The organism is Pontibacter oryzae, assembly GCF_003576375.1.
GTDB lineage: Bacteria > Bacteroidota > Bacteroidia > Cytophagales > Hymenobacteraceae > Pontibacter > Pontibacter oryzae.
Genome location: NZ_QWGE01000001.1, coordinates 1,139,083 through 1,162,646, shown reverse-complemented (window position 1 = coordinate 1,162,646; position 23,564 = coordinate 1,139,083). Strand labels below are relative to the sequence as shown.

Below are 23,564 nucleotides of genomic sequence, written 5' to 3'. Positions count from 1 at the left end.
ATGAGAGCTTAAGGATTGTCTAAGCAACAGGAGGAGATCAGGCAAACTTTGAAGGCTCGAACGCATGGTTGAATAGGTTATACCTTAAACAAAAATACTAAGGGAGTAAGTTGAGCAGAGTACATGAGTGCTCGCACCAAATGGTTGTGGATAAAGCTCAACTACTAAAGCACTAACAGTCGGCTGCTTAGTTTCTCACCTTGCTCGGTTACTACTTTTAGAATGTATACGCCGGCTGGCAGGCCAGCTGTAGACATTTGCTTAATGACACCTGCATCTGAGAAAGTACGAATTAACTGGCCGGTTATGCTATACAGTGCCAGTTGCGCCATGCCCTCGCCATGCGCAATAATCTGTATTTCTTCACCTGCCACCACTGGGTTTGGCGCTAATTGCATAAAGCCTTTCTTGGTAAAGAACACTTCCTCTGGCTGGCTGTAGAATGGCCGGCCTTGTGCGGTAACGCGAGCACGGTAGCGGTTTAAGCCTTTCTCTGGGTTGGCATCGTAAAATACAAAAGCGGTTTTTTGTGATGTTGGCAAGCTTTGGATGGTCCGGAAAGCGCCTTGTTCCCAGCGTTCTAAGGCTACTTCCTGTATCTGGTAACTAGTACTAAGCTGCAGGTCCAGTAAAACAGAATCCTGTACGAGCTGCTTCGGCAGGAAACTGTAAATGTAGCAAAGCTGCTCGTCGGGGTTAATAGCAATGGTGTTGCTTTTGAGCCCAGAGTTGTTTTCTAAAACTGGTGCAACTGAGAAATAAGCTGCAATCTGATCTGTTCCGGCAAGTGTGGCTACGGTATCAGTAGTTATAAGCAATGGCTCTAGGTAATTGCCCGTAAGGCTATACAGTTGGTAAGCCGTAGCGCCTGGCACCTGCGGCCATTGTAGCAGCAACTCATTATTGCAGTTTAGAGTAAGCGCTGCTTGAGTGACCGGGCCAAGTATAAACTCCTCTGAAACTATGGTCTGGTTTTCGGTAATCAGGCGAAGCTGTGCCTTGGCAAATATAGTGGGCGTCGTCCAGTCATAGTATGGTTGGCTAAGGTCTATTTCCTCAGTAACTAAGGTCCAAGTTGAACTGTTACTTATTTTATACTCTAAGCGAGCCTTACCATGGGCTGGCCCACTCCAACGCAACCTGTTTGTGGTGCTGGCTTTTAAAGTGCTTCCATTTGCAGGGTAAGTCCAACCCAGTCCGCTGGTGTATTCATATGCTATGCTGTAAGGTTGAGGTGCTTGCCCAATAGCGTAACCATTTATTTGTATTTCATACGTACCGGGTGTAGGTTGCAAAAGGCTTATCTGCTCTATGTTGTTCAGGTGGTCTGGACGGCGTTTGGCAGGCAACACTAACGAGTCGGGATGTGGGTAGCTACTTAACACCCAAGGTAACCAACTGCTCCCCGAAGCTGTGTGCTGCAGACGCAGATCCAGGTCGTTTACCAGCGCAACAGGGGCATCAGGTTGTGCGGGAGCATCGTGCCATACCAGCGTGACTTTAAGCTGATCTATGCCTTCGGGTACCTGAAGTATGAATTTGTCAGTTTCTCCTTGGGTGCTGCTGCCTGTAAAATAGCGTTGATCCTGTACAGCTTGCACCGCACCCAAGGCATCTACGTTTCCAAAACCGCTCTTAAAATCTACCCAAAGTTGCTCCACATCATCGGCACTATTTATAAGTATGGCTTTTACAAGTGCCGCATCGGGTAGTTGGCCGTTTTGCAGGTTGGCGTACGCTTGCTGCACTAAAAGTGCCACGCCGCTTACTACTGCTGCTGCCTCAGAGGTGCCGCCCACACCATGCGCCACCAGTTCCGGTTTTACGCGGCCATCGTATGTGGGCCCGGTAGAGCTTAGCGCGCCAACTGTTCTATCAGTAGTTAGGGCGCCAACGCTTAGTGTGTTTTTTGATGTCTTAAACTGCCCGGTCAGGTTTGCTGCGTTTTTAATGCCTGCATAGGTTCCTGAGGTTGGGGTTTGGCTGCCGCTATTGCCCGACGAGAAAACATGAAGCAGTTTTGGGTTTGCTATTGCCTGCTCATCGTAAGCCATACTTTCCAGGCCATAATAATTTTCGAGGCCTACGCCGTACGAGTGGTTCTGCACGCTTACGCCCTGGCCGTTAAGCGTGGCAAGGTCATCGGGCATCAGGTTAGCAAAGCTGGATGAACTGAGCATTGCACCGCGTGCCACTCCGGTTGCTTCGGGCGAGGAATTTCCTGCCCCGGCAATAACGGTAGCCATGGTGGTAGCATGCAGTGCGTGCGGCTCCTTGAAAGCAGCGGAAGGAAGTACGCGGCCTTTAAAGTCTATATCGGTGGTATCAAAAGGGTTTTCCTTAACAGACACGGTAAGTCCGGAGCCAATTAAGGCCGGGTACAGGCCATGCACAGCTGGGATGTTATTGGCAGCCAGGTCGCTGTCTTTCAGTTCCAGTTCTTCCTGGGCTTGCCTGTTCCCACGATCAATGTATGTGATCCAAGGGCAGGTTTGAAGTATGGCCAGATCCTGCGGTTGAAGGTTGCCAAGGGTTAAACGTTGCTTTTGAGTTTGCTTTAGCGTGAGGTGAGGGAGGTACTCTTTAACCCATTTGCTAAGTTGCGCTTGGTCTGATGATAGCACACGTACCTCAAATATACTTGCCGCCTTCATGCTTTTGAGCAGCGGCGCGGCTACTTTAAGCTGCTCTGCCGGTTTTTGCTGCGCCACTATCGGCCCTGCCAGGCAAAGTATAAACAGTCCAAAAATCAGGGAACTTTTAGCTGATGAAAAGTGCCAGTTGCGCCACATGATCAAATGTATATAGGTAGGATAAAATAGGTATTTAAGCTACGCATTTTTCTCCCATATACAAGATGTTGCCGCAAATAAAATCAGCATCATGGTGCTTTATACTTATAAAAGTAAAATCGCAACCGATAAAGTATAAAGTTGTACTTTCTGAGGCTTCTGAAAGTTAATTGGTCTCTTGCGGTTGTTTCATTAGAGCGCCTGTAAAATCTTTGATCAGGGCGAATACTTCCGAAAATTTGGTAAGGGGCAATTGGCTGGCAAAATCGTTGGTGTTGTGATACGCCGAGGTACCACCCAAGGTATAGAAAAAGAATGAAGAAACGCCTGCTTCTGAAAACGGATAGTGATCTGAGTTGGCGGCTTTACCACGGCTCTTAATTTGAGGGAGGTAATGCTTCTCGTCGTTGAGGCGCTGTAAAAGCTGAAATTCTTTTTCGTGCACTTTGCCGTTTACTGCCATCATGCCTTCGCTACCGGTACCTAGCAAGTCTAGGTTTACCAGAAAACGAATATTCTGGAGCGGAAATAAGGGGTGTTGTGTATAGTAAATTGAACCAAGCAAGCCAGCCTCTTCGGCGGCAAAAGCCATAAATACTATACTATAACGGGGTTGGTTTTGTGGCTGGCTGTAATGCCTGGCCAGTTCCAGCAGCATGGCTGTGCCGCTGGCGTTATCGTTGGCCCCCGGAAAGTAAATGCCTTCGCCCTGGCTGCCTAAATGGTCATAGTGCGCAGAGAACACAATCACAGAGTCGGGTTGCTGACTGCCGCGCACCAAGGCAATTACGTTTCGCGCCTGATGCTGCGGGTTTAGCTCAGCTTTTATACTGAATGATACTTTTTTAGCCTGCTTTGGCCATGCGGCTTCTGCCACTTCCAGCACAGGCACAGGTTCCTGCTGCCTTGCCACTGTGGTAAGCAAAGCCCCCTTCTGAAGTATGATGTGCAGCTTAGCCTGCTGTAATTGCTGCTGGTACTCCTGCGGCAATTGCTGCAGGCGTTTTTTGTCTTGCTGACGGAACACGAGGGCTTTCCCGGTTACGCCCTTCTTAAAGAACTTGCGGGCTGCTTTTGCATCCGAGAAAACCATGGTGTCAAGCATGATCGCGGCCAAGGTTCCTTCACCGGAAGGAGAGGCGGCGCGTGCCACAAAATCCTGGCCGGGTGTAAGTGCTTTGCCATCTACCTGAAGTAGGGGCGTTTCCAGAATGCGGTTTACCGGGAAACTGAAGGGCTGAAAGTATGAGTTACCGATGGGGGCAAGCGCCATTTCCTCAAACTGATGCCTGATATACTCGGCGGCTTTTCGGTCGCCGTGAAAGGTATAGCCCCGGCCATACATGCTTTTTGAGGTGAGGGTATCAGTAGTTTGGCGCATACGATCCATGTTTTGTGCAAGAAGAGTAGTGTTGCCTAGGCAAAGCACCAGCAGGAGTAGGGCAATACATTTATTCATACTTCTAAGATAACCTGAAACGGCGAATACCGCGGCTTAAAGTATAAATGATTTAAAAAGGATGTAAGGTAATTAAACTTTACCTGAGTTTTGCGTGGTTACCAAATATAGATCCATTTAAAGAGCACGATCCCAAACAAACAACCAATGGTATTAGCCAGCACATCAATAATATCGCCTTGGCGGCCATAGATAAAAAAATGCTGCAATAGCTCGATGGCGATGCCAAACATAGTGCTTGCTAGCAGGCTGCCTCGTACGGCATAGTGGCGCAGGCGCGGAAAGGTAAATTGCTTCGACATGCCCACGATCATCAGAAAGGAAAGCACGCAGAACATGAACGCGTGCGCAAAGGAATCGAAGGAGAAAAGCTCCCACACGGATACGGCGGGAAGGGAGGTAGAGGGCAGCAGTGTCGTTAGCAGAATCACTGCTGCCCAGGATATAGTAAATAGGTTATATCGGAATATCAAACCTATCTGCTTCTGTTATTGGCCGATTACTTCACGGTAGCCATCAGCGGTAAGCAGGCCTTCTACCTGGCTTGCATCGTCGATAGACAACTTAATGATCCAGCCTTCGCCATAAGGGTCAGAGTTTACCAGCTCTGGGCTGTTTTCCAGTTGCTCGTTAAACTCCAGTACAGTACCGTTCAGTGGGCTGAACAGGTCAGAAACTGTTTTTACAGCTTCAACAGTACCGAATACATCGTCCTGGTTTACTTGTTTATCTACTGTGTCGATGTCAACGTAAACGATGTCACCCAGTTCGCTCTGAGCAAAATCAGTGATGCCAACATAGGCTACATCACCTTCTACGCGCACCCACTCGTGGTCTTTAGTATACTTAAGGTTCTCAGGTAAATTCATTTGTTATGTATTTATAGATTACTTTTCAAAAATACGGTCTTTTTCGCAATGCTAAAAATTATTGCAGGCTAACTCGCAATTGCACGCCTCCTTCGGTTACGCTATTTCGGAACGAAGTGGATATTTTAGGATCAGAAACAGTACGTAAAACATAGAACTGCAGGTTCAGCCGTTGGCTCAGCACATAGTCTATGGTTGGACGCAACTGTAGCTGGCGCGTGCCATTCGTGATCTGGTTCTGGCTACGTTCATCGCCGTTGGTGTCGTCTGAGATGGCGCGTTGCACCGTCTGGTTGTTTCGCACCTGCAAATCAAGGCGCATGGTCAGCTCATTGTCCAGCGTGATGCGCTGTCCGCCAAATTTAAATGGTATCCTGAAGTTGCTGGTACTGTAGCCAAAGCCTACCACGTAGTCTTTCACGTTCGTTTCGGTAATCTGGGCATTCGTCAGGTTCAGCGACAGGTTACGCTCCATTTTATACTCCAGGCGGCCGGTAAGGTTGGTTTTCGTCCGGAAGTTAATGCCCAACAGCGGTGCGAGGCGTTCCATTACGGTTAGCTGGTTCACAATATAGTATGGCTCAATCTGCCCAAACTCATTCAGCTGCGTCGGGAAGCCTGCAGGCTTTTGGCTGTATGCCAGCGAGGTAGTATAGCTTGTAATGTTGTAGCTGGAGCTGTAAGCGTGCGAAATGCTGATCTGGCTAAACCAGGTCTGGAATATCGGCAGGCGCTCCAGGCCATTATAGGTTATACTCCAGTTTGGTATTGGCAGGCGGCTGAATGGGCTTTCCGCTTTGGCCTCGTAACCGTTTGCATCTCTGCCTTGGTAAGCATAGAGGAAAGACTTCAGCAATACTTCCTGCGAGTTTAAAGTATAACCTGAGTCGCCGGCGGCGGCATTGGCATCAGTTAGCTTCTGCCGGATAATGTAGCGGTTGCGGATAAAGTCTTCAAATGCTGCCGATACGCCTTCGTCGGTAGACTCAAACAAGGTTCCGAGTGCCATAAACGATGTACTGAAAGCGCCTGAGGTGAATGGATTCTGGCGTAAGTCGTTCTCGCTGACGTTGCCAAAATCATCAAACTCCTTGCGGTAAAATACTTCCTCTATTTCAGACTTGTTTTGGCGCACGTCCAGCGTTACGATAAAGTTTCGGAACGGCTCCAGGTTGGCGCGGCCGGTAAATGTTTCGGTATAGATGGCGCTAAACGGTGTATTCAGGTACTGGCTGCTGTCTGTGTACCAGCCGCTGGCATTGGCGCGGCTATACAGTTCGCTCAGTTCGTACTGTTTGCCAAGTATAAATGGCAGGCCTGGTGCCTCAAATGCATCATCAAAACCAAAGAACGATGTGCTAGGCAAATAACCTGGTAGCAACGTCCCGCGGCTTTGCTGGTAGGTCATATTCAGCGAGCGGGTCATCATCAGCACCCGTGCCAGCGACTTCACAAATTTAAGTTCTGGCTTCTTGCCGGCAGTGGTGTCATTTGCCGCTGCCGGAGCTGGCCTGGCCGGGGCAGGCGAGTTTACCTCTTTCAGGAACTTAACCTTGTTATAGAGCTTCACCATATCCACGCGCCCGTTCAGGCTAAACTCGGTGTTGTTCTCGGCGGTGTTACCTAATCTAAAGGTCGTGTCCTGGTTGAGGGCCGTGGAGCCTGCCGTCCAGATATAGTTTGTAGCGTAACGGGTATCAGCACTAATCCAGTCCGTCAGTGGGAACTTGTCTAGCGGCAGCTTATAGTTAAGGGCAATTAGCTGATTGAAATTGGTATTTCTACCGCCTTCACGCAGGTTCTCCCAAATCTGCTTGTTCTTGTAAGCCAATGAGTCTACTTCGTTGTTAATACGGCCATCCGGCTCATCAATAACAGAGCGATTAGTGGCAGTATAATCCAGCGACAGGCTCTTGGTCAGGTCCCAGCGCATATCGTAGATGCGGTTGAAGTAGAAGTTCTTTTGGAACGTTGGCTCAATGCCGCGTGTGGTTACAAAGCGTGTTTCCGGGTCAGGGCGCTGCAAGTATGTTTCGTTGTAGAAACGGCTTAGGTCAGCACGGAACGAGAAGCGGCTTGGCATCAACGAGAAGTTAAAGTCCTTGATCAGGCGCAAGTATGGCGACTTCATTTTCTCGCTGTTGGCAAATGGCTGATAGCTTTTTGGGGTGTTGCTGTATGTATAAGCCAGGCCACCCGTGTATGTTTTGGTGAAGTCGCGATCGGTTTCTATGTCGGAGAACAGGCGCTCGGCATAAGAATAGGAGATGGCGAAGTTCTCAATATCATAGATGTGCGCTTTCGCCTCCGGGTTTGTGCGCTCCTTGCGGATGTTCAGCAAGCTTATACTTCTGCGCGTCTCCTGGGTTATTACCTCTTTCTTGTAAGCGTCTCGGGCCTCATTGTTATCAAACTTGGTTAGCGACTGCTCCAGCGGCACATCCTTGTCAAGCGGGTCATACTGCGGCTCGGCACTTGTTACGCCATACTGCACGGTCATCGGTACTTTTACGCCCCACTGCTCTGGCAGAAATTTATCCAGCACTACGTTAGCGGATACATCGAACTGCGCGACATCCTCGCGGGCACGCAGCGAGAGCTGTTGCTGCAAGCCGCCAAAGCCAACGGTGGTAAAGGCGCCAGTGGCGGTAACGTTAGCAAAGTCGGCAAGTTTCGCGTTCAGGCGCGCAGTAGATGCCCAGCCGGTTTTATTCACGAAATCAGTTACGCGCAGCTCATCCACCCAAATACAGGCAGAGTGCGCACGGGCATCAGAGTTTTGCTCCGACGGGTTCCGGATACCGATCATAATGCCCTCTACCTCGCTAAAGTCAGGGTTACCCACTACCCGTATAATTTTACCATCAGGAGTGTTCACTGTAAAAGGGATGAAAATGTTACCAGGTGCAGTGGCATTGCGGGCTACCTTGGCATCTACCAGGTCTTGTAGGTTTACGTTAACTTCGTTCTCGGTAGGCCAGATTTGGGTGGCGCTGCTAGAGCCCGATGGTGTAAACTTAAGCGGCACTACATACTCGTAGTAGTTCTGCGTAAAGTCGGTACCGATACGGATAAAGGCTTGCATGTCGCCATCTTGTATGCCTGGTTCATCAGATTGCGCGTGGATGTACATTTTAAGCTGCTTGTAAGCAAGCAGGTCCAGCGAGATATTTTTGAAGACGCCTTTCGAGAAAGAGTCCTTCAGATCCTCCACACACAGCTGCAGCGATTGCTCGTTTTGGCGGCGGTTGTTGGTAGATGAATAATCGCGGAGGCGATCGATGCCCGGAGGAAGTACATAAGGAATATTAGTTTCTGCATCCTGGTTCTCTACGCCGTTTTCCTCGATGTTTACAGTGGATACTGTAAAGCTGCGCACATCATCGGTACAGGTTAAGCATGGCGTACCCTCAGTGATCGGTTGATCAAATTTACGCCATTGGTTAGCCACAAACTGAAACTGCGCCATACGCAGCACCACTGGGTCCGAGAAGCCTGTCATGTATAAGCGCATAAACCGGATAGATTTATACCCGTTGATGTTGCCCACAGTACCCGTTGGCTGACGGATAGGCACCCGGAACTGGTACCATGTAGAACCCGCATCTCCCTCTACCTTATCTACGATGTAGTTTTGGCCAACAGTCATTAGGTCTGGGTTCAGGTTGATTTTATACTCGTAGTACTGCTCCAGGTCGTTGATGACGTTGTCCCCGTTCAGGTCTTCTTTGTCAGGGAAAGCATAGTTAGCGAAGCGGCTATTCTCAGGAGAGTTATTCTCCATGCCGTTAAAGTTCTTATAGCGCTGCAGCACGCCTGCGTTTTGTTGGTCGTAAACAGGGTCCAGGTGATGCAGGAAGTTGTCAGCCGAAGGGTCATCCAGCACGATTTGCGGCGGCGATCCCGGTATTTGGTTCAGGAAAGAGCTACGGAAAAAATCTGCTTCTGCGGCATCGTTCAGGCCGTCCAAACCAATATCCTGGAACTGGCGGCCGCCCGGTATACCTGTAAAGGCATTTGTGAGGAATTGCTGTTGCGTGACGCGGCCCCATATAGTTTCAAGTATGTTCTGCGCATCGGTGGCGGATGTTGGCAGGCCGTTCTCAAAAGCGTACTGGTTGTCTTTCAGGATGTCTTCGGATACGTTACCGAGGTTAAGTACCAGTTGGCCTGGGTCCTTCGGGTTTACACCACTGCCAAAGGCACCATCACGGCCGTTCTCTCCGGCAATGAACGGGTCCATGAGCCAGAACTCCATATACTCAATGTTAGCATTGTCGAAGTCGGTATCAAACGAAATCTCGCGGCTGATGCCGCCCCAGTTCTGGCGTGGATCGCCGGCAAGCAAACCTTGCGGTGTTAGGTTAGGGTTATAGTTATACTGCCCACGCTCACGGGGGTAGTAAGCCATGTCAAACGTGTACTCATAGGTATTAGATACTTCTTTATCACGGCCCTTGAAGATTTCAGGGCGGTATATGCCGCGCACATAGTTGTTCTTTATCTCGTCGGCGGTGATATTATCGGGGCGCAGGTTGCCGGTGTTGCGGTAGAAAACCTGATCAATGGTATACCAGGCAAGCTTGGCTCGGTTATAAGAGTAAGCTAAGCCCTGGCCGGGCACCAGCGGGGCCGGGGTTGCCGCCAGCCGCCATGTGCTGTTGTTAAAACCTCCCAAGTTGTATGGTGTTTCCGCTCCTTCAAAGTCATCCAAGTATGATGCGCCATCCTCGTTGGCACTGGATTTAGACTTGGAGGGCACAAGCTGCGCAAACTCACTGCTAAAGGTAACCAAGGATGGTGCCTTGGTCTGGATAAGCGGAATAGCATCTACAAAGCGCGTCAGCATCCGGGATTCCTTTTGCAGGTTCAGGTCCAAACCGTAAATGGTGTTGTTGGTTGGCTCGTCGCCGATACTTACACGGTTAATGTATGATTGCTCGTTCAGGTGCAGCACCGTAGCGCCAATATTCACGTCATCGTTCAGGCGATAATCGAAGCGTGCGCCCAGCATGGTACGGGGCTGGATGTTCAGCAGTTCAGCTTTCTCGTAAGTTACACGCAGGTCGTTAGCCGAGTTCAGGTAACTTGGGTTTAGGATTTTGATGCGCCCTAGATCGTAGAATACCTGGTAATCTGTGCCCTCTGCCAAGCGTGTACCGCCAGAGTAAACCGCCACCGAGCCTTCCGCAATCTGGAAACCCGGAAGCATGATCTCATCCGATGAGGTAGACTGTAGCCTGCCTTTCAGGTAAAACTTGGCCTTTACGCTGTTCTGCTGCGCATCGGTCTGGGTCTGTTCATAGAGTTCCTGAAACACATATTGGTCTATCAGGTTAGGATAAGACTGCAACCTGCCAGCTAGGTAACTGCCAAATGGCTCTACCTGCGGAAAGAAAATGCGGCCAGATTCGGTATCGATGGTAATGCCGGGCAAAAAGTCGAAGTTGCCATCACTTGGCTTATCGTTATTAGAGTTTACGTTATCGAGGTTGAACACTTCCACCAAAGGTATGTTTTGGATGGGGCTTTCCTCTTTTATGCTTGTCAGGTCAACGCCGGTCTCATCATCCTTATAAACGATCTGCAATTTAAAGTCCTCTCGGTTTACCTGTGTGGCATCCAGCGCATACACGTTTTTCATCATCAAATCCCAAGTAGGGTAATTGAGCAATGGGCTGGTGCCGCGCAATAGCTTCATGTGGATCACCTTCTCCGAATCAAGGTTCTGGTAATCATCAATAAGCTCTCCTACCTGGTAGGTTTTACCGTTGTAAGTATACTCAAAGGCTATACCCAGCACCTGGTTTGGTAACAGAGCGGAGTTAAGGGAGATATAACCCAACTGCGGGTTAAATTTGTACTCATTTGGTGCCAGCTTTCTAGCGCGCACGTGCTCAAAATCAACGCCCTTCTCAAGCCCTTGGGACTGCAGGTATGTATCTACAGCGGCGTTGTTACGCGCATCACCATTTTGCGGGGAGATAAGGCTATAGAGCGAGTTTGCCTGGTTGTCGGCAGGGGCAGAGGCGGGCCGGTTAGTGTCAAAACGCTCGCGGTAAGGGTCTGCCTCGCCAAGGTCCATGTATGCTACAATGTTGCGTAGGTTCTCGGTGGCGCGGTTGTTATTGGTAACGTAAAGTTCGATGCGGCGAATAACAATGCCTGAGTTTACAAGCGGCAAGTTACGGAGCGCTTGGTCATAGCGGCCTCTGAAAAACTGGGACAGGTAGAAATGGCGGTCACGGTCGTAGTTATCCACCCGAATCTCGAATGGCTTGTTCTGGCCTCCGTTCTGGATTATAACCTCGTCGTTAGTACCGCGCACACTGGAGGCAATGGTGGTTACGCCCAGGCGGCCAAACTGTAATTGCGCCTTCACGCCAAACAGGTTTTGTGCGCCCGTAATCAGAGAGTTATTTAACGGCAGGCTAACGTTACCGGCTTCAATCTTGCGGATGATCTCTTCTTCGTAGCCGGTGTAATCCAGCTTCATGTTGTTCTCGAAGTCGAAGTTGGCGTTGTTGTCCCAGTTAAAGTTGAGGCGCATTTTCTCCCCGATTTTACCCACCAGGTTCAGGGAGATGTTCTGCTCAAAATCGAAGTCGCCGGTGCGCTGCTGGCTTAGCGGGATGGTTGGGTTCTCGTTGCGGTTAAAGCGGGCGCCAAATTTTAGCGATACGTTTCCGTTTGGCTGTATATCGACATAGTTGCCCCCGAAAATACGGTCGAAAACCGGGCTGATGTAAATCTTCGGGATCAGGCGGCTGCTGCTAACCACGCTCTCGCCATCTAGGCCGGCAGACTTGGCACGCCAGTAATTGCGGATGGCCTCACGCTGCTGCCACTCCGAGTACTCCCTCACCGACATAGAGGAAGGCGGACGGTACATCACACTGTCGCCGAGGGTTTCTGTAATGTTGTACTGCTGTAGGCTATCGTCCAACTCAACGTTTAGCTGGAGGTTATTGGGTTGCCCTAAAAGCAGGGGAGATGTGCTGGAGCGCGCGCCGAATGGGCTGCCGTAGCGGTCAGAGGGTGTAAACGTTGGCCGGCGGCTCGGGATATACTTGGCTGTATCCCGGCGGACCGTGTCTTGAAGTGATAGGAGATTTTGAAGAACAGTAAACCTAAACCGCCGCGATGCGCGCAGTTCCTCAGCCTGCGACCACCAGGCCAGCATAGAAATAGAAGCAACCAGTGCCAAGACTAGGTTGGGCTTTTTACTTTTCCAGATCAAAATAGGGTATATCTGTTATGAAGACTTCAACGCAAACTTTATCAACTCCTCAACACTTAAGCTTCCACCCTCGCGTTTGATGATCGAGTCGAGCGTTTTTTCGGCAACGTTCTTGGCAAAGCCCAAGGTAACCAATGCTGATAACGCTTCCGCCCGATTTGTATTGTATGAAGCCGAAGGCACAGAAATATCCGAAACCATCACCTCTTTTTTTATTTTATCCTTGAGCTCCAGAATGATGCGTTGTGCCGTTTTGGCTCCGATGCCTTTCACTTGTTGTATGGTCCGCACATCCTCACGGATAATTGCCTGCTGTACCTCATCTACTGACAGCGAAGACAGGATCATGAGCCCCGTGTTGGGGCCCACGCCTGAAATCGAAATCAAATGCAGGAATGCCTCCTTTTCAGCAACCGTCATGAAGCCATACAAGGTATGGGCATCTTCTTTGATATGCAGGTACGTATTCAGCTTGCACCGCTCACCGGCGGGCAAAGCGGAGTACGTGCTTAGCGAAATCCTGATCTGGTAACCTACGCCATTAGCTTCGATAATGACGTAGGTAGGATCTTTATGGGTTAGTTTACCATCAATATAGGCTATCATCTATATATGCTGATTGTTATAGTTTTGAGCGTCTACGACAGCAATGGATACCATGTTCACGATATCGCGGATAGATGATCCAAGCTGAAGAATGTGTACGGGTTTGCGCATGCCCATCAATACAGGACCGATAACCTCCACGCCGCCAATCTCCTGAAGCACCTTGTAGGCAATGTTGCCTGAGGCCAGTGTCGGGAATATCAGGGTGTTAGCTCCTTTTTCTGCCAATTCGCTAAACGGATACTGCTCTTTTAACAGTGTGCGGTTCAGGGCAGTGTTCGCCTGCATCTCACCGTCAAGAAGGAGTTCCGGGTAACGCTGTTTCGCTTTTTTAACCACCTCGGCAGCTTTGTTTGGTATATCGCCGCCCACAGAGCCGAAGTTAGAGTACGAAAGCATGGCAACGCGTGGTTCTGTATCGAAGAAGCGCACGGTGCGTGCCGTTAAACCGATAATGTCAACTAATTCATCGGCACTTGGGTTCACGTTTACCGTTGTATCGGCAAAGAAATATGGTTCTTTCTGGCCAAGTATAATATACATACCTGCTACCTTGTTTATACCCTCTTCCACCCCGATAACCTGCAAGGCAGGAACAATGGTCTTCGAGTAGTCGCGGGTTAGGCCGGAAATAAGTGCATCAGCTTCACCGGTATGTAGCATCATACTTCCGAAGTAGTTGCGGTCGCGCATCAATCGGCGGGCATCAAACAGGGTAAGGCCTTTGCGCTGGCGTTTCTCAAATAGCGTTAGCGCATACTCCTCACGTTTGGCATCCTCCTTAAACGGATCGATGATGGTAACGCCCTGCAGGTCCATGTTGTTCTCTGAGATGATGGCCTGTATGCGCTCCTCGTTTCCTAAAAGTATAGGGTCAGCAATGCGCTGCTCTTTTACAATCTGCGCCGCTTTCAGTATCTTATAGTGGTCTGCTTCTGCAAACACAACTGTTTTCGGGTTTTTCTTGGCCTGGGTTGTAATGCGCGACATCAACTTCTGATCGATGCCGATACGCTCCTTCAGTTCCTGCTCGTAAGCCTCCCAGTTAGTAATAGGTTTACGGGCCACGCCACTTTCCATAGCAGCTTTGGCCACAGCCGGCGAGATAGACGTAATCAGTCGTGCATCCAGTGGCTTCGGGATCAGGTAAGTACGGCCAAAGTTGATTGTGTTGTCGCCGTAGGCTTTGTGCACTAGTTCTGGCACAGGCTCTTTGGCAAGGGCTGCTAGCGCATGCACGGCTGCAAGTTTCATTGCTTCGTTAATCTCGGTAGCGCGCACATCCAGGGCACCCCTGAAAATGTATGGGAAACCCAGCACGTTGTTTACTTGGTTCGGATGGTCGGAGCGGCCGGTTGCCATAATCAGGTCCTCGCGCGTAGCCATCGCCACATCATAAGGAATTTCCGGGTCCGGGTTAGCTAGCGCGAAGATAATCGGGTCTGGCGCCATCAGCTTCACATACTCTGCCGGGAGTACGTTTCCTGCTGAAAGACCCACAAAAATATCGGCCCCGCGCATGGCTTCCTCCAAGGTATGGATGTCGCGCGTAGTAACGAACTGTGCTCTGTAGATGTCCAGGTCATCGCGCTCCGGACGGATGATTCCATCTTTGTCGAACATCACAATGTTGTCCAGCTGCACACCCAAGGACACATAAAGCTTGGCACAAGCAATGGCAGCGGCACCGGCGCCGTTTACCACCATCTTCACGTCCTCGATCTTCTTGTCTACCAACTCCAGCGCGTTCAGCAGTGCGGCAGAGGAAATAATGGCCGTACCATGCTGATCGTCGTGCATCAGCGGAATGTTCATCTGCGTTTTCAGCGCATTCTCAATCTTGAAGCTTTCCGGCGCTTTGATATCTTCCAGGTTGATGCCGCCAAACGTTGGCTCCAAAGATTTTACGATGCGGATAAACTCCTCCGGGTCGGTGCAGTCTATCTCGATATCGAACACGTCGATGCCAGCGAATTTCTTGAAAAGTACGCCTTTGCCCTCCATAACTGGCTTCGAGGCATCGGGGCCAATATTGCCCAGGCCCAGCACGGCTGTACCGTTTGAGATGACACCTACCAGGTTGCCCTTGGCAGTATACTTATATACATTATCTTTATCTGCGTGGATTTCTTTACAAGGCTCGGCCACACCCGGAGAGTAGGCCAGCGCTAAATCATGCTGGGTGCTCACCATTTTGGTGGGCACAACCTCAATTTTACCAGGTTTACCCTCCATGTGGTAGTTCAGGGCGTCCTCTTTGTTAACTTTAATCATTTGTGTTTGTGTTGTTATTCTTATTGTAGCCAACTCAGCTTGGTCAACACGTCCTTAACTTTTCCCCAAGTAAATCTGGTTAAAGACCAATTTTGCAAGAATTTACGGTTAATCCAAAGTTGAGCCTTCAAAGATAATGGGTGCGATAATTAAGATGATGGAATTTATACTTTTTTTAACACTACAAGCCTGACAAATAATACTATAAACGAAAAGCACCTTCTGGTGCAGAAGGTGCTTCTTAAACGCTAAGGTATGGCTTTTTTAGCTTAGAATAAGCTTTTGGCCAGGCTTGATGTCGTTAGTTTTCAGTTTGTTGAGCTTCTTGATCTGCTCTACGCTGATGCCGTTGTACTTCTTAGAAATATTCCAGAGTGTATCGCCCGGCTGTACATGGTAAATCATCTCGCGCTTCTCTACTACCGATCTAGCCTCAGCCTTAGGCTTTACAGTATTGATGGCTAAAACTGTAGTTTCTGCCTGTTGCATGAGTTGCAGCTCCTGTTTAGGCTTAATGCTGCTGCCATTCAGGTTATTCCACTCCTTTAGCTGCTCTATAGTTACGTTATGCTTCTTTGCGATCTGTGTTAGGTTATCGCCAGGCTGTACAGTATAGGTAATTTTTGTAAGCGTTGCAGTTGTTTTGTCTGCGGGCTCGTCCTTTTCCGTTTTGGCTGATGCCAGCATAACTGGCGTTTTATCGTGCTCAGGCTCCTTGATGCGCGGCGGGGTAGGGGCTGCGGCCAACAAAATGCAACTTTTATCGGCGGCATTAGCCAATAGGGCTGCTTTGCTGGCCGGGATACGCAGTTTATAGTTGCGCATCTGCTCTGGTATTACCGTTTTCTTGAGCTCTGGGTTTAGCGCCATCAACTCATCAGTGGCGATGTGCATTTCGCTGGCCAGCTTTTCTAAGTCCAGCGCCTGCATTACCTCCAGGTATTCAACTTCTGGTTGGTAAAGTATGGAGTCTGAGAAAATATTATGCTCACCGGCATAGTTCATGGCGTACTGCACAGCAGTCATGCTTGGTACATATCCTCTCGTTTCGCGCGGCAAGTATGGAAAAATCTCCCAGAAAGTTTTCTTTCCGCCGCCTGCCTTACGAATTGCCTTGTTCACATTACCCTGGCCGCAATTATAGGCTGCCAAAGCAAGCTCCCAATCGCCATAATAGGCATAGAGCCGGCGCAAAAAACGCATAGCCGCATCCGTGGATTTCTCAGGGTCTAGGCGCTCATCCATGTATGCGGTTTGGTGTAACCCATACTCACGCCCTGTTGGCTTCATGAACTGCCACAAACCTGCTGCCCCAACCGGGCTTTGGGCCAATGGGTTCAGGCCAGACTCTACAATGGATAGGTATTTTAACTCCTGGGGCATGTTATACTTTTTGAGGTATTTCTCAAAAAGCGGGAAGTATACATTTTCGCGCGCCAGCATGGTGCGTGTATACTTGCGGTTGCGGATGGTAAAGTAATCTATGAAGTTCCTTACATAGTCGTTAAACACGAGCGGAATCTCCGACTGAATGCAGCTGAGCCTGTCGGCGATCACATCGTTTGGCTCGTTGGGAATTACCTCTACTAGTAGTGCCAGCTCTTCAGGAGAAAGTATGGCAATCGTGTCAACTACGGCCTGAGGCTTTAGGGAGTCAGAAACTGAGGCATCAAGCAAACGGCTATGGCCGAGAGCACTGGCGCCTGTAGCCCAGATGCTGCCAGCCATAGCCGCGAGCAATGTAAAGAATTTACTGTAAGTCATGTCAAGGTTTATGCTTCAACGGTTATCTTGTCCAGGATGTCATTTGAGAAAGCCAACAGGGCTGTTTCCTCAAATGAGCGGGTCATTAACTGTAACCCGATGGACAGACCGTTGGCATCGCGACCAACCGGAATAGAGATGGCTGGCACGCCTGCAAGTGATGCCTGCACCGTGAAAATATCGGCCAAGTACATGGCCAACGGGTTAGTTGTGTTCTCTCCTATCTTAAATGCTGTAGTAGGAGCAGTAGGCAATATAAGGAAATCATATGCCTCAAGCAACTCGTCGGTCTTCTCTTTTATAAGACGCCTTACTTTCTGTGCCTTAGTGTAATAGGCATCATAATAGTCGGCGCTAAGTACAAACGTACCCAGCATAATGCGGCGCTGTACTTCCTTGCCAAAGCCCTCGGCTCGTGTCTTTTTGTACAACGATGTAAGGTCAGTAACACTGTCTGAGCGGAAGCCATACTTTACACCGTCAAAGCGGCCCAGGTTAGAGCTTGCCTCGGCAGTGGTTAGGATGTAATACGTCGGCACAATGTAATCCAAGTATGGGAACTCTACGGCCTCTACTTCGTGTCCGGCATCGCGCAGCATATCCTTCACGCCAAGTATGGCGTCTTTTACTTCTGTCTCTAAGCCTTCGCTCTCGAAGCAGTCGCGGATATAGCCGATTTTATACTTCTTATTTGTTTGCAGTAACTCGCTATAAGCTGGTACTTCGCGTTGGCTGGCTGTGCTGTCCATGCCATCGGCTCCAGCCATCACTTCCAGTAACAAGGCAGCATCTTCTACACTTTTTGTGATCAGGCCAATCTGGTCGAAAGAGGAAGCATAGGCAATAAGGCCATAGCGCGAAATGCGGGAGTACGTAGGCTTAAAGCCAACCACACCACAAAACGATGCCGGCTGCCTTACCGAGCCACCCGTGTCGGAGCCGATAGAAGCTAGGCAAAGGTCTGCCTGCACGGCTACCGCCGAGCCGCCCGAAGAACCTCCTGGAACACGACTATGATCATCTGCATTAAGCACATTGCCGAAAGCTGAGTTCTCGTTAGAGGCGCCCATGGCAAATTCATCGCAGTTTTGGCGGCCAACAATAATAGCATCTTCCTGGAGCAGGCGCTGCACCGCAGAAGCAGTGTAAAGCGATTTGTAGCCATCCAGGATTTGGCTGGAGGCTTGCAGACTGTGGCCTTTGTAAGCCAGCACATCCTTAATGCCTATAACCATACCTGCCAGCTTACCCGCTGTTCCATTGGCTAGTTTTTGATCTACGGCGTTAGCTTGGGCTAAAGCCTCTTCTTCAAAAATCTCCAGGAAAGCATTAAGCTCGGCTTTTTCTTTGATGTTGTGGATGTACTGCTCCACCAACTGCCTACACGAGACCTGGCCATTGGCTATGTCCGTGCGGATGTCACGTAGCGAATTATACTGTCTCAATCTGTTTTGGACTTAGGATCGTCTTTAATGGATTGCTCTAGTTCATGTTTGATTTCGTTTGTCGCGTCCTTAAACTCGCGGATGCCACGGCCCAATGAGCGTGCAATGCCCGGAATTCTGTCGGCGCCAAACAATAACAGGAATGCGGCCATGATGACCATCATTTCTCCCCCTCCCAGATCCCCCAGGAACAGGAAAACTGTATTAAGGCACATTGTGCTACCTTACAAAAGTATGAACTGGATGCTACTTAGTAGTAGTATGGTTTTCGTCTTTTACAGAGCTCTCGATATCGTTCTTGATCTCTTTGGTTGCATCTTTGAACTCACGGATGCCGCGACCTAAACCTTTAGCCAGCTCAGGAATACGCTTCGCACCGAATAACAGTAGAATCGCGAAAAGAATCAGGATTACTTCTGTACCGCCTAAGCCTCCAAGAAATAAGAAAATGTTAGTGATACCCATGTCTTTAAATGTTTAAAGTGTGTTACAAAATTAGGGTTAATATTTTAAATAAACCCACAACAACTGGGATAAGTTTAAAATGCTTTTAAGTATAAATGCAAAGCATAGTTGCCCTATCAGAAAACCTACGGTATTGCTTTGCCTGCGGATTTAAGCAAGTATAGCTGCAAGCATTTACAAGTGGGCATATTGTTTCAGGTGTTCCTGATCTGGGAAGTTTATAAGCGGTTTGTTCCAAAAAATGGATGAATTGCTATTCTTGTATTTATATTAGTTGTTGTGTATCAATTGTTTGTGTATATTTATGAATCTGGCACAGGACTTGCAAAAGGCATTACGTACAACAACCTTAAAATGTATAGCGAGGTCTGGTAAAGCCAAAGTTAATGGAGCCGCCATTAATTTTCTAGTGCAAAAGCAACTCAAACTATTTGACAAGTGTTATAGAAGCAAACAGTAAATTTTTAATTGTTTTCTAAACCTTTATTAATAAATAGGAGTATAGCTATACAAAGATGCAGCAGTTAATTAGTTTTTACTCTAAAGTTGCATTTTTATAAATGAGGTTGTAATTTGGCATCATGAAATCTTCGCAGCCCACCGCGGCCGCTTATAGATATAAATATTAAGTTTGTTTTCATAGCTTGGAAAGGCACCCTACATTGTGGGGTGTTTTTTTATTTTAGCATTATGCTGTTTCAGTTTTAACACAAACGGCCTTTAGTACAGTTGTTTTAAGTTTTACCTGGGGGAGGTAAAGCCTAAAAAAGCCATAGCGACGCTATGGCTTTTTCCTTTTTTGCCTTTCTTGTTTTGTCTCTCCAGCAATGAATAATTATTTTTTCATAATCCAGGTTTCAGGATTCATGTTAGAGCTGTTTTTCCAGATTTGGAACTGCAGCTCTGTCGTGCCGTCGCTGTCGGTATAAACTGTACCAATGGTATCCTTCAGCTTTACGGTTTGGCCGGGCTGCACACTTACAGTCTTGAGCTTGGCGTAAACGGTAAAGTATTCCCCATGCTGAATCATAACAATGTTGTTCATGCCTGGCACAGTGGCTACTGTTAAAACCTTGCCCTCAAAAATAGCCCTTGCCGCAGACCCTTGGGCGGTTTGTATATCCACACCACGGTTTTCTACTACCACACCAGCAAGAACTGGGTGGTTATGGCGACCAAATTTCTGAGAGATAAAACCGCGTTCTACAGGCCAGGCCAAACGGCCTTTGTTTCCTGCAAACGAGGACGATATTAAGGCAGCCTCTGGTGTGAGCGTTACTTTGTTTGGGCTGCCGCTAGTCTTATTGCCTGCCTCACGCGCAGCGCGGGCAGCTCTGGCGATCTCCTCGCGCACTATATCGGCAATCAGCTTATCCAGTTTCTTAACGGCCTGCTGGCGCTCAGCCACTTCTTTCTTCAAGCTGCTTTCCTGTTGGCTTAGGCGTGTGATTACACTATCTTGCTGCTGCTTCAGCGATTGCAGGTTTTGGCTTTCGGCTACTTGTTTGTTTAACAGGCTTTTTTGCTGTTGCTTTTTAGATTCAAGCACGTTGAGCTGTTGGTTCAGCTTTCCCTGCATTTCATTTATTTGGTCCACCTGTTTTTTGCGTGCCTCAGAGTACTGCTGCAGGTAGCGCAGCCGCATAACAAACTGGTTAAAAGAGTCTGAAGCAAACAGAAACATGAGTTTGTTATAACTGTTGGCTGTTTTGGAAGCGGCATACACCATGTGGGCATACTCCTCTTTTAACTGTTGCAGCTCCTTTTCCAGCGATTTTGTTTTGCCGGCTGTCTGCTTTACATCAGCCTCAATATTATCTATCTCGCGGGAAATATTCTGGATAACCCCTTTCTGGACGGTTATTTTCTCTTTGATGGCGTTGAGCTGGCCAATAGAAACCTCTTTCTGCTGCTTGGTTTGCTTCAGAATACGGTTTGCTTCTTTTATACGGTTGAGGTTTTCCTTTTTCTCCTTCTCAAGCTGTGCCTTAGACTTCGTTTTTTGGGCTAACGTAGCCAGCGGCAAGCATATAAGTATTAGGTAAAAGGCAATTCTGTAAAGGGCCTTCATCAAAACGTTTGGTTCTTCTACTCTCAGTTTACAAATATGGCAAAACTATAACGCAAGAACCAACGGGCTCAGAGATTTAATTAATCGTGAGGTGTTTATACTCGCTTGGCACAGTGAACGGGAATGATAGCGCCTCATCCGAAATAGTAACCCGGCTGTGCTTCAGGGTGAAATCAGATACTTCGCCCTTTTGCAGTATTTGCGCAGCCAGGTTATAGGCAAATGGCACCTCCCCAATTGGCTCGAAACCGTTATACTTTACCGTAATTGTGCTGCTGGTGTTCTTGTCCTCCACATTAAGCTGTTGCAGCTTGTTGTTAAGGTTACTAATGAAATAGTCGAAAATAAGGCTTTCGCGCTGCTGCTGCACATGCTGCGCGCCTTCTGCGTGAATAACCTTTTCGGCGCCCTGGGACTGATAATTGCCCAGAAGTATGGCCTGAACAACATCAAAGCTGACATCCACCTGAAATTTATTGCGCAGGAAGCGATAATCAGTGGCGGCGTACTCTTTCTTCAAGCGGTTCATGAAGTATACAGAATCCTGCGTCAGCATCATGCGGGCGGCCTCAATGCCTAGCCCCGGCTGCACCGATACCCAAATCACGCTGTCCTTGCGCATGCGTATACTTACCCCCGACGAAAGGTTGTCGTTCTTGTCGTTAACCGTAACCTGCCCTTTAGAGCTGAGGTAGTTGAAATCTAGGTTGTTTATCTTAACCGTGCCAATAGTTTCGGTGGCAGTTGAGGCAGTGGTAGGTGCAATTTCTTTCTTACAGCCTGCCAATACCAGCAAGCCGAACAGGCAAAGCAAAAGATGCTTACTCATAAAGTTTTCTGTCTTTGATCTTTTTGTCGATAAAGGCGGAGGCTTCTCCTTTTAGTTTTGCTTTTTGCCACTGGCTTACGGCTTCTTCCTTTTTGCCGAGCTTGAACAACACATCGCCGTAGTGCTCAACCAGTGTGGCGTCGTCGGAGATGGCTACAGCTTGCTCCAGGTACTTGCGTGCTTCGGTATAGTTGCCCATCTTGTAAAGCACCCAGGCGTAAGTATCCAGATAAGTTGGATTATTGGGGTGTTGCTTAATAAGGCGCTCTGCCATTTGGCGGGCATTCTCCAGGTTCTCGTTTCGCAACGACAGAAAATAGCTGTAGTTGTTGAGCACATGCTCGTTGTTAGGGTCCAGGGCCAGCACTTCTTCATAAGCTTGGTCAGACTTTTGATACTTTTTCAGGGAGTTGTAGCTATCGCCCAGTTGCAAATTAAACTGCTGCACAAGCTCCGGCTCACCTACAGATAAGCGCTTGCCATACTCCAGCGCCTTTACCGCTTTTTCGAAGTTCTTTTCAATTAAGTGGCCGGTGCCACTATAAAACCAGAAAACGGCCTGGTTCGGGAAAAGCTCCAAGGCTTGCTCGGCATGCTTTACCATCGCCTCAGATTGCTCTAGCTCTGCATCCAGCAATACAATCTGCTGCCAGATCTTAAAATGAGAATCATCCAGCTTTACGGCTTTCAGGTAATTATTGCGGGCACTTTCTTTCTCTCCTACAATTGTTTGCAAGTCGGCGGCTACGGCATAAGCTTTAGCCTCATTGGGGTGAGCGGCTATGGTAAGGTCTACGAGGTCCAGCGCCACGTTCTCAATCTGGGGGTTAGGCAGCTGGCGGATAAAGTCAACCAGGATGCGCACCTTGGTGTCAATATCCAGGCTTGGGCTGGTAAAAGCTTGCTTTACCTGCTTTTCAGACTCCGCAAGGTTTCCCTTTTGGCGGTTGAGGTCTGATAGCATCAGGTGGGCAAATGGGTTTCCGGGCTCTAGTCGCAGTGCCTTTTGTAGTGTTAAGATTGCTTCATTGGGCCGGCTGGTGGCATTATATAATTCAGCCTGCGAAAGAAAGTAAGTAATCTCGCTGGGGTTTAAGTTCAATAGCTTTTCGCCTTCGGCAATGGCCTTGTCCACGTTTTTCTGGCGCAGGTAAATTTGCTGCCGGTTAACATGCAACTGTTCCATATCCCCGAAAACCTTCTCGATACGGTCGTAAGTGCGCAGCGCATCATCGAACCTAGACTGCGATAAGTATAAATCGGCAAGGTTAAAAAGATATTCGTCAGAGTTAGGGACGTTGTTCAGGAGTGCGTTAAAAGCCTGCGCGGCGGCATCGTATTGTTTTTGCTCAGAGTGTAACTGTGCCAGCAACAGGTAGTAGTATGCGTTTTTGTGGTTTAGCTTTACTGCTGCCTGCGCAAAAGGCATGGCCGAGGAGGGCTCTTGTAAGTGCAGGTAAGTTTCGCCGATCTTATAATTAAGGGCAGCGTTATCCGGTGTTATGGTATAGGCTTTCTGAAAAAGCTGGAGGGCTTGTTGATAGTCCTCCAGCATAAAATATTTCATTCCATCCAGAAACAAGGCCTCGCTAATCTGCCTTTCGCGCTCATTAGGCTCGGCTTTCTGTGCCGGTGCCTCTTGTGTGGCTTTGGCTTTCTTTTTAGCGGACTGTGCCTTGCCCTCTCCTGCAAATATAAACGATAGGCAGCAGGTGGCAAGTATAATGTTTCTGTACGTTATAGTCATGGT

The 23,564-nt window shown here is 48.7% G+C and carries 14 protein-coding genes; all 14 read right to left on the bottom strand.

Translation table 11 applies throughout. The features are described from left to right. Nucleotides 1–164: 164 nt before the first annotated feature. The 14 genes from D1627_RS04810 to D1627_RS04745 all read right to left on the bottom strand — a co-directional run bounded on the left by D1627_RS04810 (nucleotide 165) and on the right by D1627_RS04745 (nucleotide 23,561). A complete protein-coding gene (locus D1627_RS04810) occupies nucleotides 165–2,792 on the bottom strand; it encodes a S8 family serine peptidase (RefSeq protein WP_119431028.1) in 2,628 nt (875 codons plus the stop codon). Nucleotides 2,793–2,958: 166 nt separating this feature from the next. Beyond that, on the bottom strand, nucleotides 2,959–4,251 hold the full coding sequence (locus D1627_RS04805; RefSeq protein WP_119431027.1) for a M28 family metallopeptidase: 1,293 nt from the start codon (nucleotides 4,249–4,251) through the stop codon (nucleotides 2,959–2,961). Nucleotides 4,252–4,349: 98 nt separating this feature from the next. Continuing rightward, complete coding sequence (locus D1627_RS04800) at nucleotides 4,350–4,682, bottom strand: VanZ family protein (RefSeq protein ID WP_233555514.1); 333 nt, start codon at nucleotides 4,680–4,682, stop codon at nucleotides 4,350–4,352. A 57-nt stretch (nucleotides 4,683–4,739) separates the two neighbouring features. After that, the gene (gcvH, locus tag D1627_RS04795; RefSeq protein ID WP_119431026.1) at nucleotides 4,740–5,120 is read right to left on the bottom strand and encodes a glycine cleavage system protein GcvH; all 381 of its coding nucleotides are present in this window, start codon (nucleotides 5,118–5,120) and stop codon (nucleotides 4,740–4,742) included. A gap of 58 nt (nucleotides 5,121–5,178) precedes the next feature. Then, nucleotides 5,179–12,327: a T9SS outer membrane translocon Sov/SprA gene (gene sov / locus D1627_RS04790; RefSeq protein ID WP_233555513.1), complete on the bottom strand. Its 7,149-nt coding sequence runs from the start codon at nucleotides 12,325–12,327 to the stop codon at nucleotides 5,179–5,181. A 48-nt stretch (nucleotides 12,328–12,375) separates the two neighbouring features. Continuing rightward, nucleotides 12,376–12,966 (bottom strand): Holliday junction branch migration protein RuvA, encoded by a 591-nt coding sequence (gene ruvA / locus D1627_RS04785; protein WP_119431025.1) that lies wholly within the window; start codon nucleotides 12,964–12,966, stop codon nucleotides 12,376–12,378. Further along, a complete protein-coding gene (locus D1627_RS04780; protein WP_199688370.1) occupies nucleotides 12,967–15,240 on the bottom strand; it encodes an NADP-dependent malic enzyme in 2,274 nt (757 codons plus the stop codon). A gap of 264 nt (nucleotides 15,241–15,504) precedes the next feature. Beyond that, nucleotides 15,505–17,004: a lytic transglycosylase domain-containing protein gene (locus D1627_RS04775; RefSeq protein WP_119431024.1), complete on the bottom strand. Its 1,500-nt coding sequence runs from the start codon at nucleotides 17,002–17,004 to the stop codon at nucleotides 15,505–15,507. Between the two features lie 8 nt (nucleotides 17,005–17,012). Next, nucleotides 17,013–18,449 (bottom strand): Asp-tRNA(Asn)/Glu-tRNA(Gln) amidotransferase subunit GatA, encoded by a 1,437-nt coding sequence (gene gatA / locus D1627_RS04770; RefSeq protein ID WP_119431023.1) that lies wholly within the window; start codon nucleotides 18,447–18,449, stop codon nucleotides 17,013–17,015. Continuing rightward, the gene (locus D1627_RS04765) at nucleotides 18,446–18,664 is read right to left on the bottom strand and encodes a Sec-independent protein translocase subunit TatA/TatB (RefSeq protein ID WP_119431022.1); all 219 of its coding nucleotides are present in this window, start codon (nucleotides 18,662–18,664) and stop codon (nucleotides 18,446–18,448) included. The genes gatA and D1627_RS04765 overlap by 4 nt, the downstream gene beginning before the upstream one ends. Before the next feature lie 31 nt (nucleotides 18,665–18,695). After that, complete coding sequence (locus D1627_RS04760; RefSeq protein ID WP_119431021.1) at nucleotides 18,696–18,914, bottom strand: Sec-independent protein translocase subunit TatA/TatB; 219 nt, start codon at nucleotides 18,912–18,914, stop codon at nucleotides 18,696–18,698. An 835-nt stretch (nucleotides 18,915–19,749) separates the two neighbouring features. Beyond that, complete coding sequence (locus D1627_RS04755) at nucleotides 19,750–20,985, bottom strand: murein hydrolase activator EnvC family protein (RefSeq protein WP_119431020.1); 1,236 nt, start codon at nucleotides 20,983–20,985, stop codon at nucleotides 19,750–19,752. Nucleotides 20,986–21,061: 76 nt separating this feature from the next. After that, nucleotides 21,062–21,814, bottom strand: a complete 753-nt coding sequence (locus D1627_RS04750) for a DUF4292 domain-containing protein (protein ID WP_119431019.1) — start codon at nucleotides 21,812–21,814, stop codon at nucleotides 21,062–21,064. Continuing rightward, nucleotides 21,807–23,561, bottom strand: coding sequence for a tetratricopeptide repeat protein (locus D1627_RS04745; RefSeq protein ID WP_119431018.1), 1,755 nt, complete (start codon nucleotides 23,559–23,561; stop codon nucleotides 21,807–21,809). The genes D1627_RS04750 and D1627_RS04745 overlap by 8 nt, the downstream gene beginning before the upstream one ends. Between the last annotated feature and the right edge of the window lie 3 nt (nucleotides 23,562–23,564).

Bases quoted from the DNA above. Each gene is read 5' to 3' on its own strand.
- D1627_RS04810 (WP_119431028.1), bottom strand. From the start codon at position 2,792: ATGTGGCGCAACTGGCACTTTTCATCAGCTAAAAGTTCCCTGATTTTT.
- D1627_RS04805 (WP_119431027.1), bottom strand. From the start codon at position 4,251: ATGAATAAATGTATTGCCCTACTCCTGCTGGTGCTTTGCCTAGGCAAC.
- gcvH (WP_119431026.1), bottom strand. From the start codon at position 5,120: ATGAATTTACCTGAGAACCTTAAGTATACTAAAGACCACGAGTGGGTG.
- ruvA (WP_119431025.1), bottom strand. From the start codon at position 12,966: ATGATAGCCTATATTGATGGTAAACTAACCCATAAAGATCCTACCTAC.
- D1627_RS04780 (WP_199688370.1), bottom strand. From the start codon at position 15,240: ATGATTAAAGTTAACAAAGAGGACGCCCTGAACTACCACATGGAGGGT.
- D1627_RS04775 (WP_119431024.1), bottom strand. From the start codon at position 17,004: ATGACTTACAGTAAATTCTTTACATTGCTCGCGGCTATGGCTGGCAGC.
- D1627_RS04765 (WP_119431022.1), bottom strand. From the start codon at position 18,664: ATGTGCCTTAATACAGTTTTCCTGTTCCTGGGGGATCTGGGAGGGGGA.
- D1627_RS04760 (WP_119431021.1), bottom strand. From the start codon at position 18,914: ATGGGTATCACTAACATTTTCTTATTTCTTGGAGGCTTAGGCGGTACA.
- D1627_RS04755 (WP_119431020.1), bottom strand. From the start codon at position 20,985: ATGAAGGCCCTTTACAGAATTGCCTTTTACCTAATACTTATATGCTTG.
- D1627_RS04750 (WP_119431019.1), bottom strand. From the start codon at position 21,814: ATGAGTAAGCATCTTTTGCTTTGCCTGTTCGGCTTGCTGGTATTGGCA.
- D1627_RS04745 (WP_119431018.1), bottom strand. From the start codon at position 23,561: ATGACTATAACGTACAGAAACATTATACTTGCCACCTGCTGCCTATCG.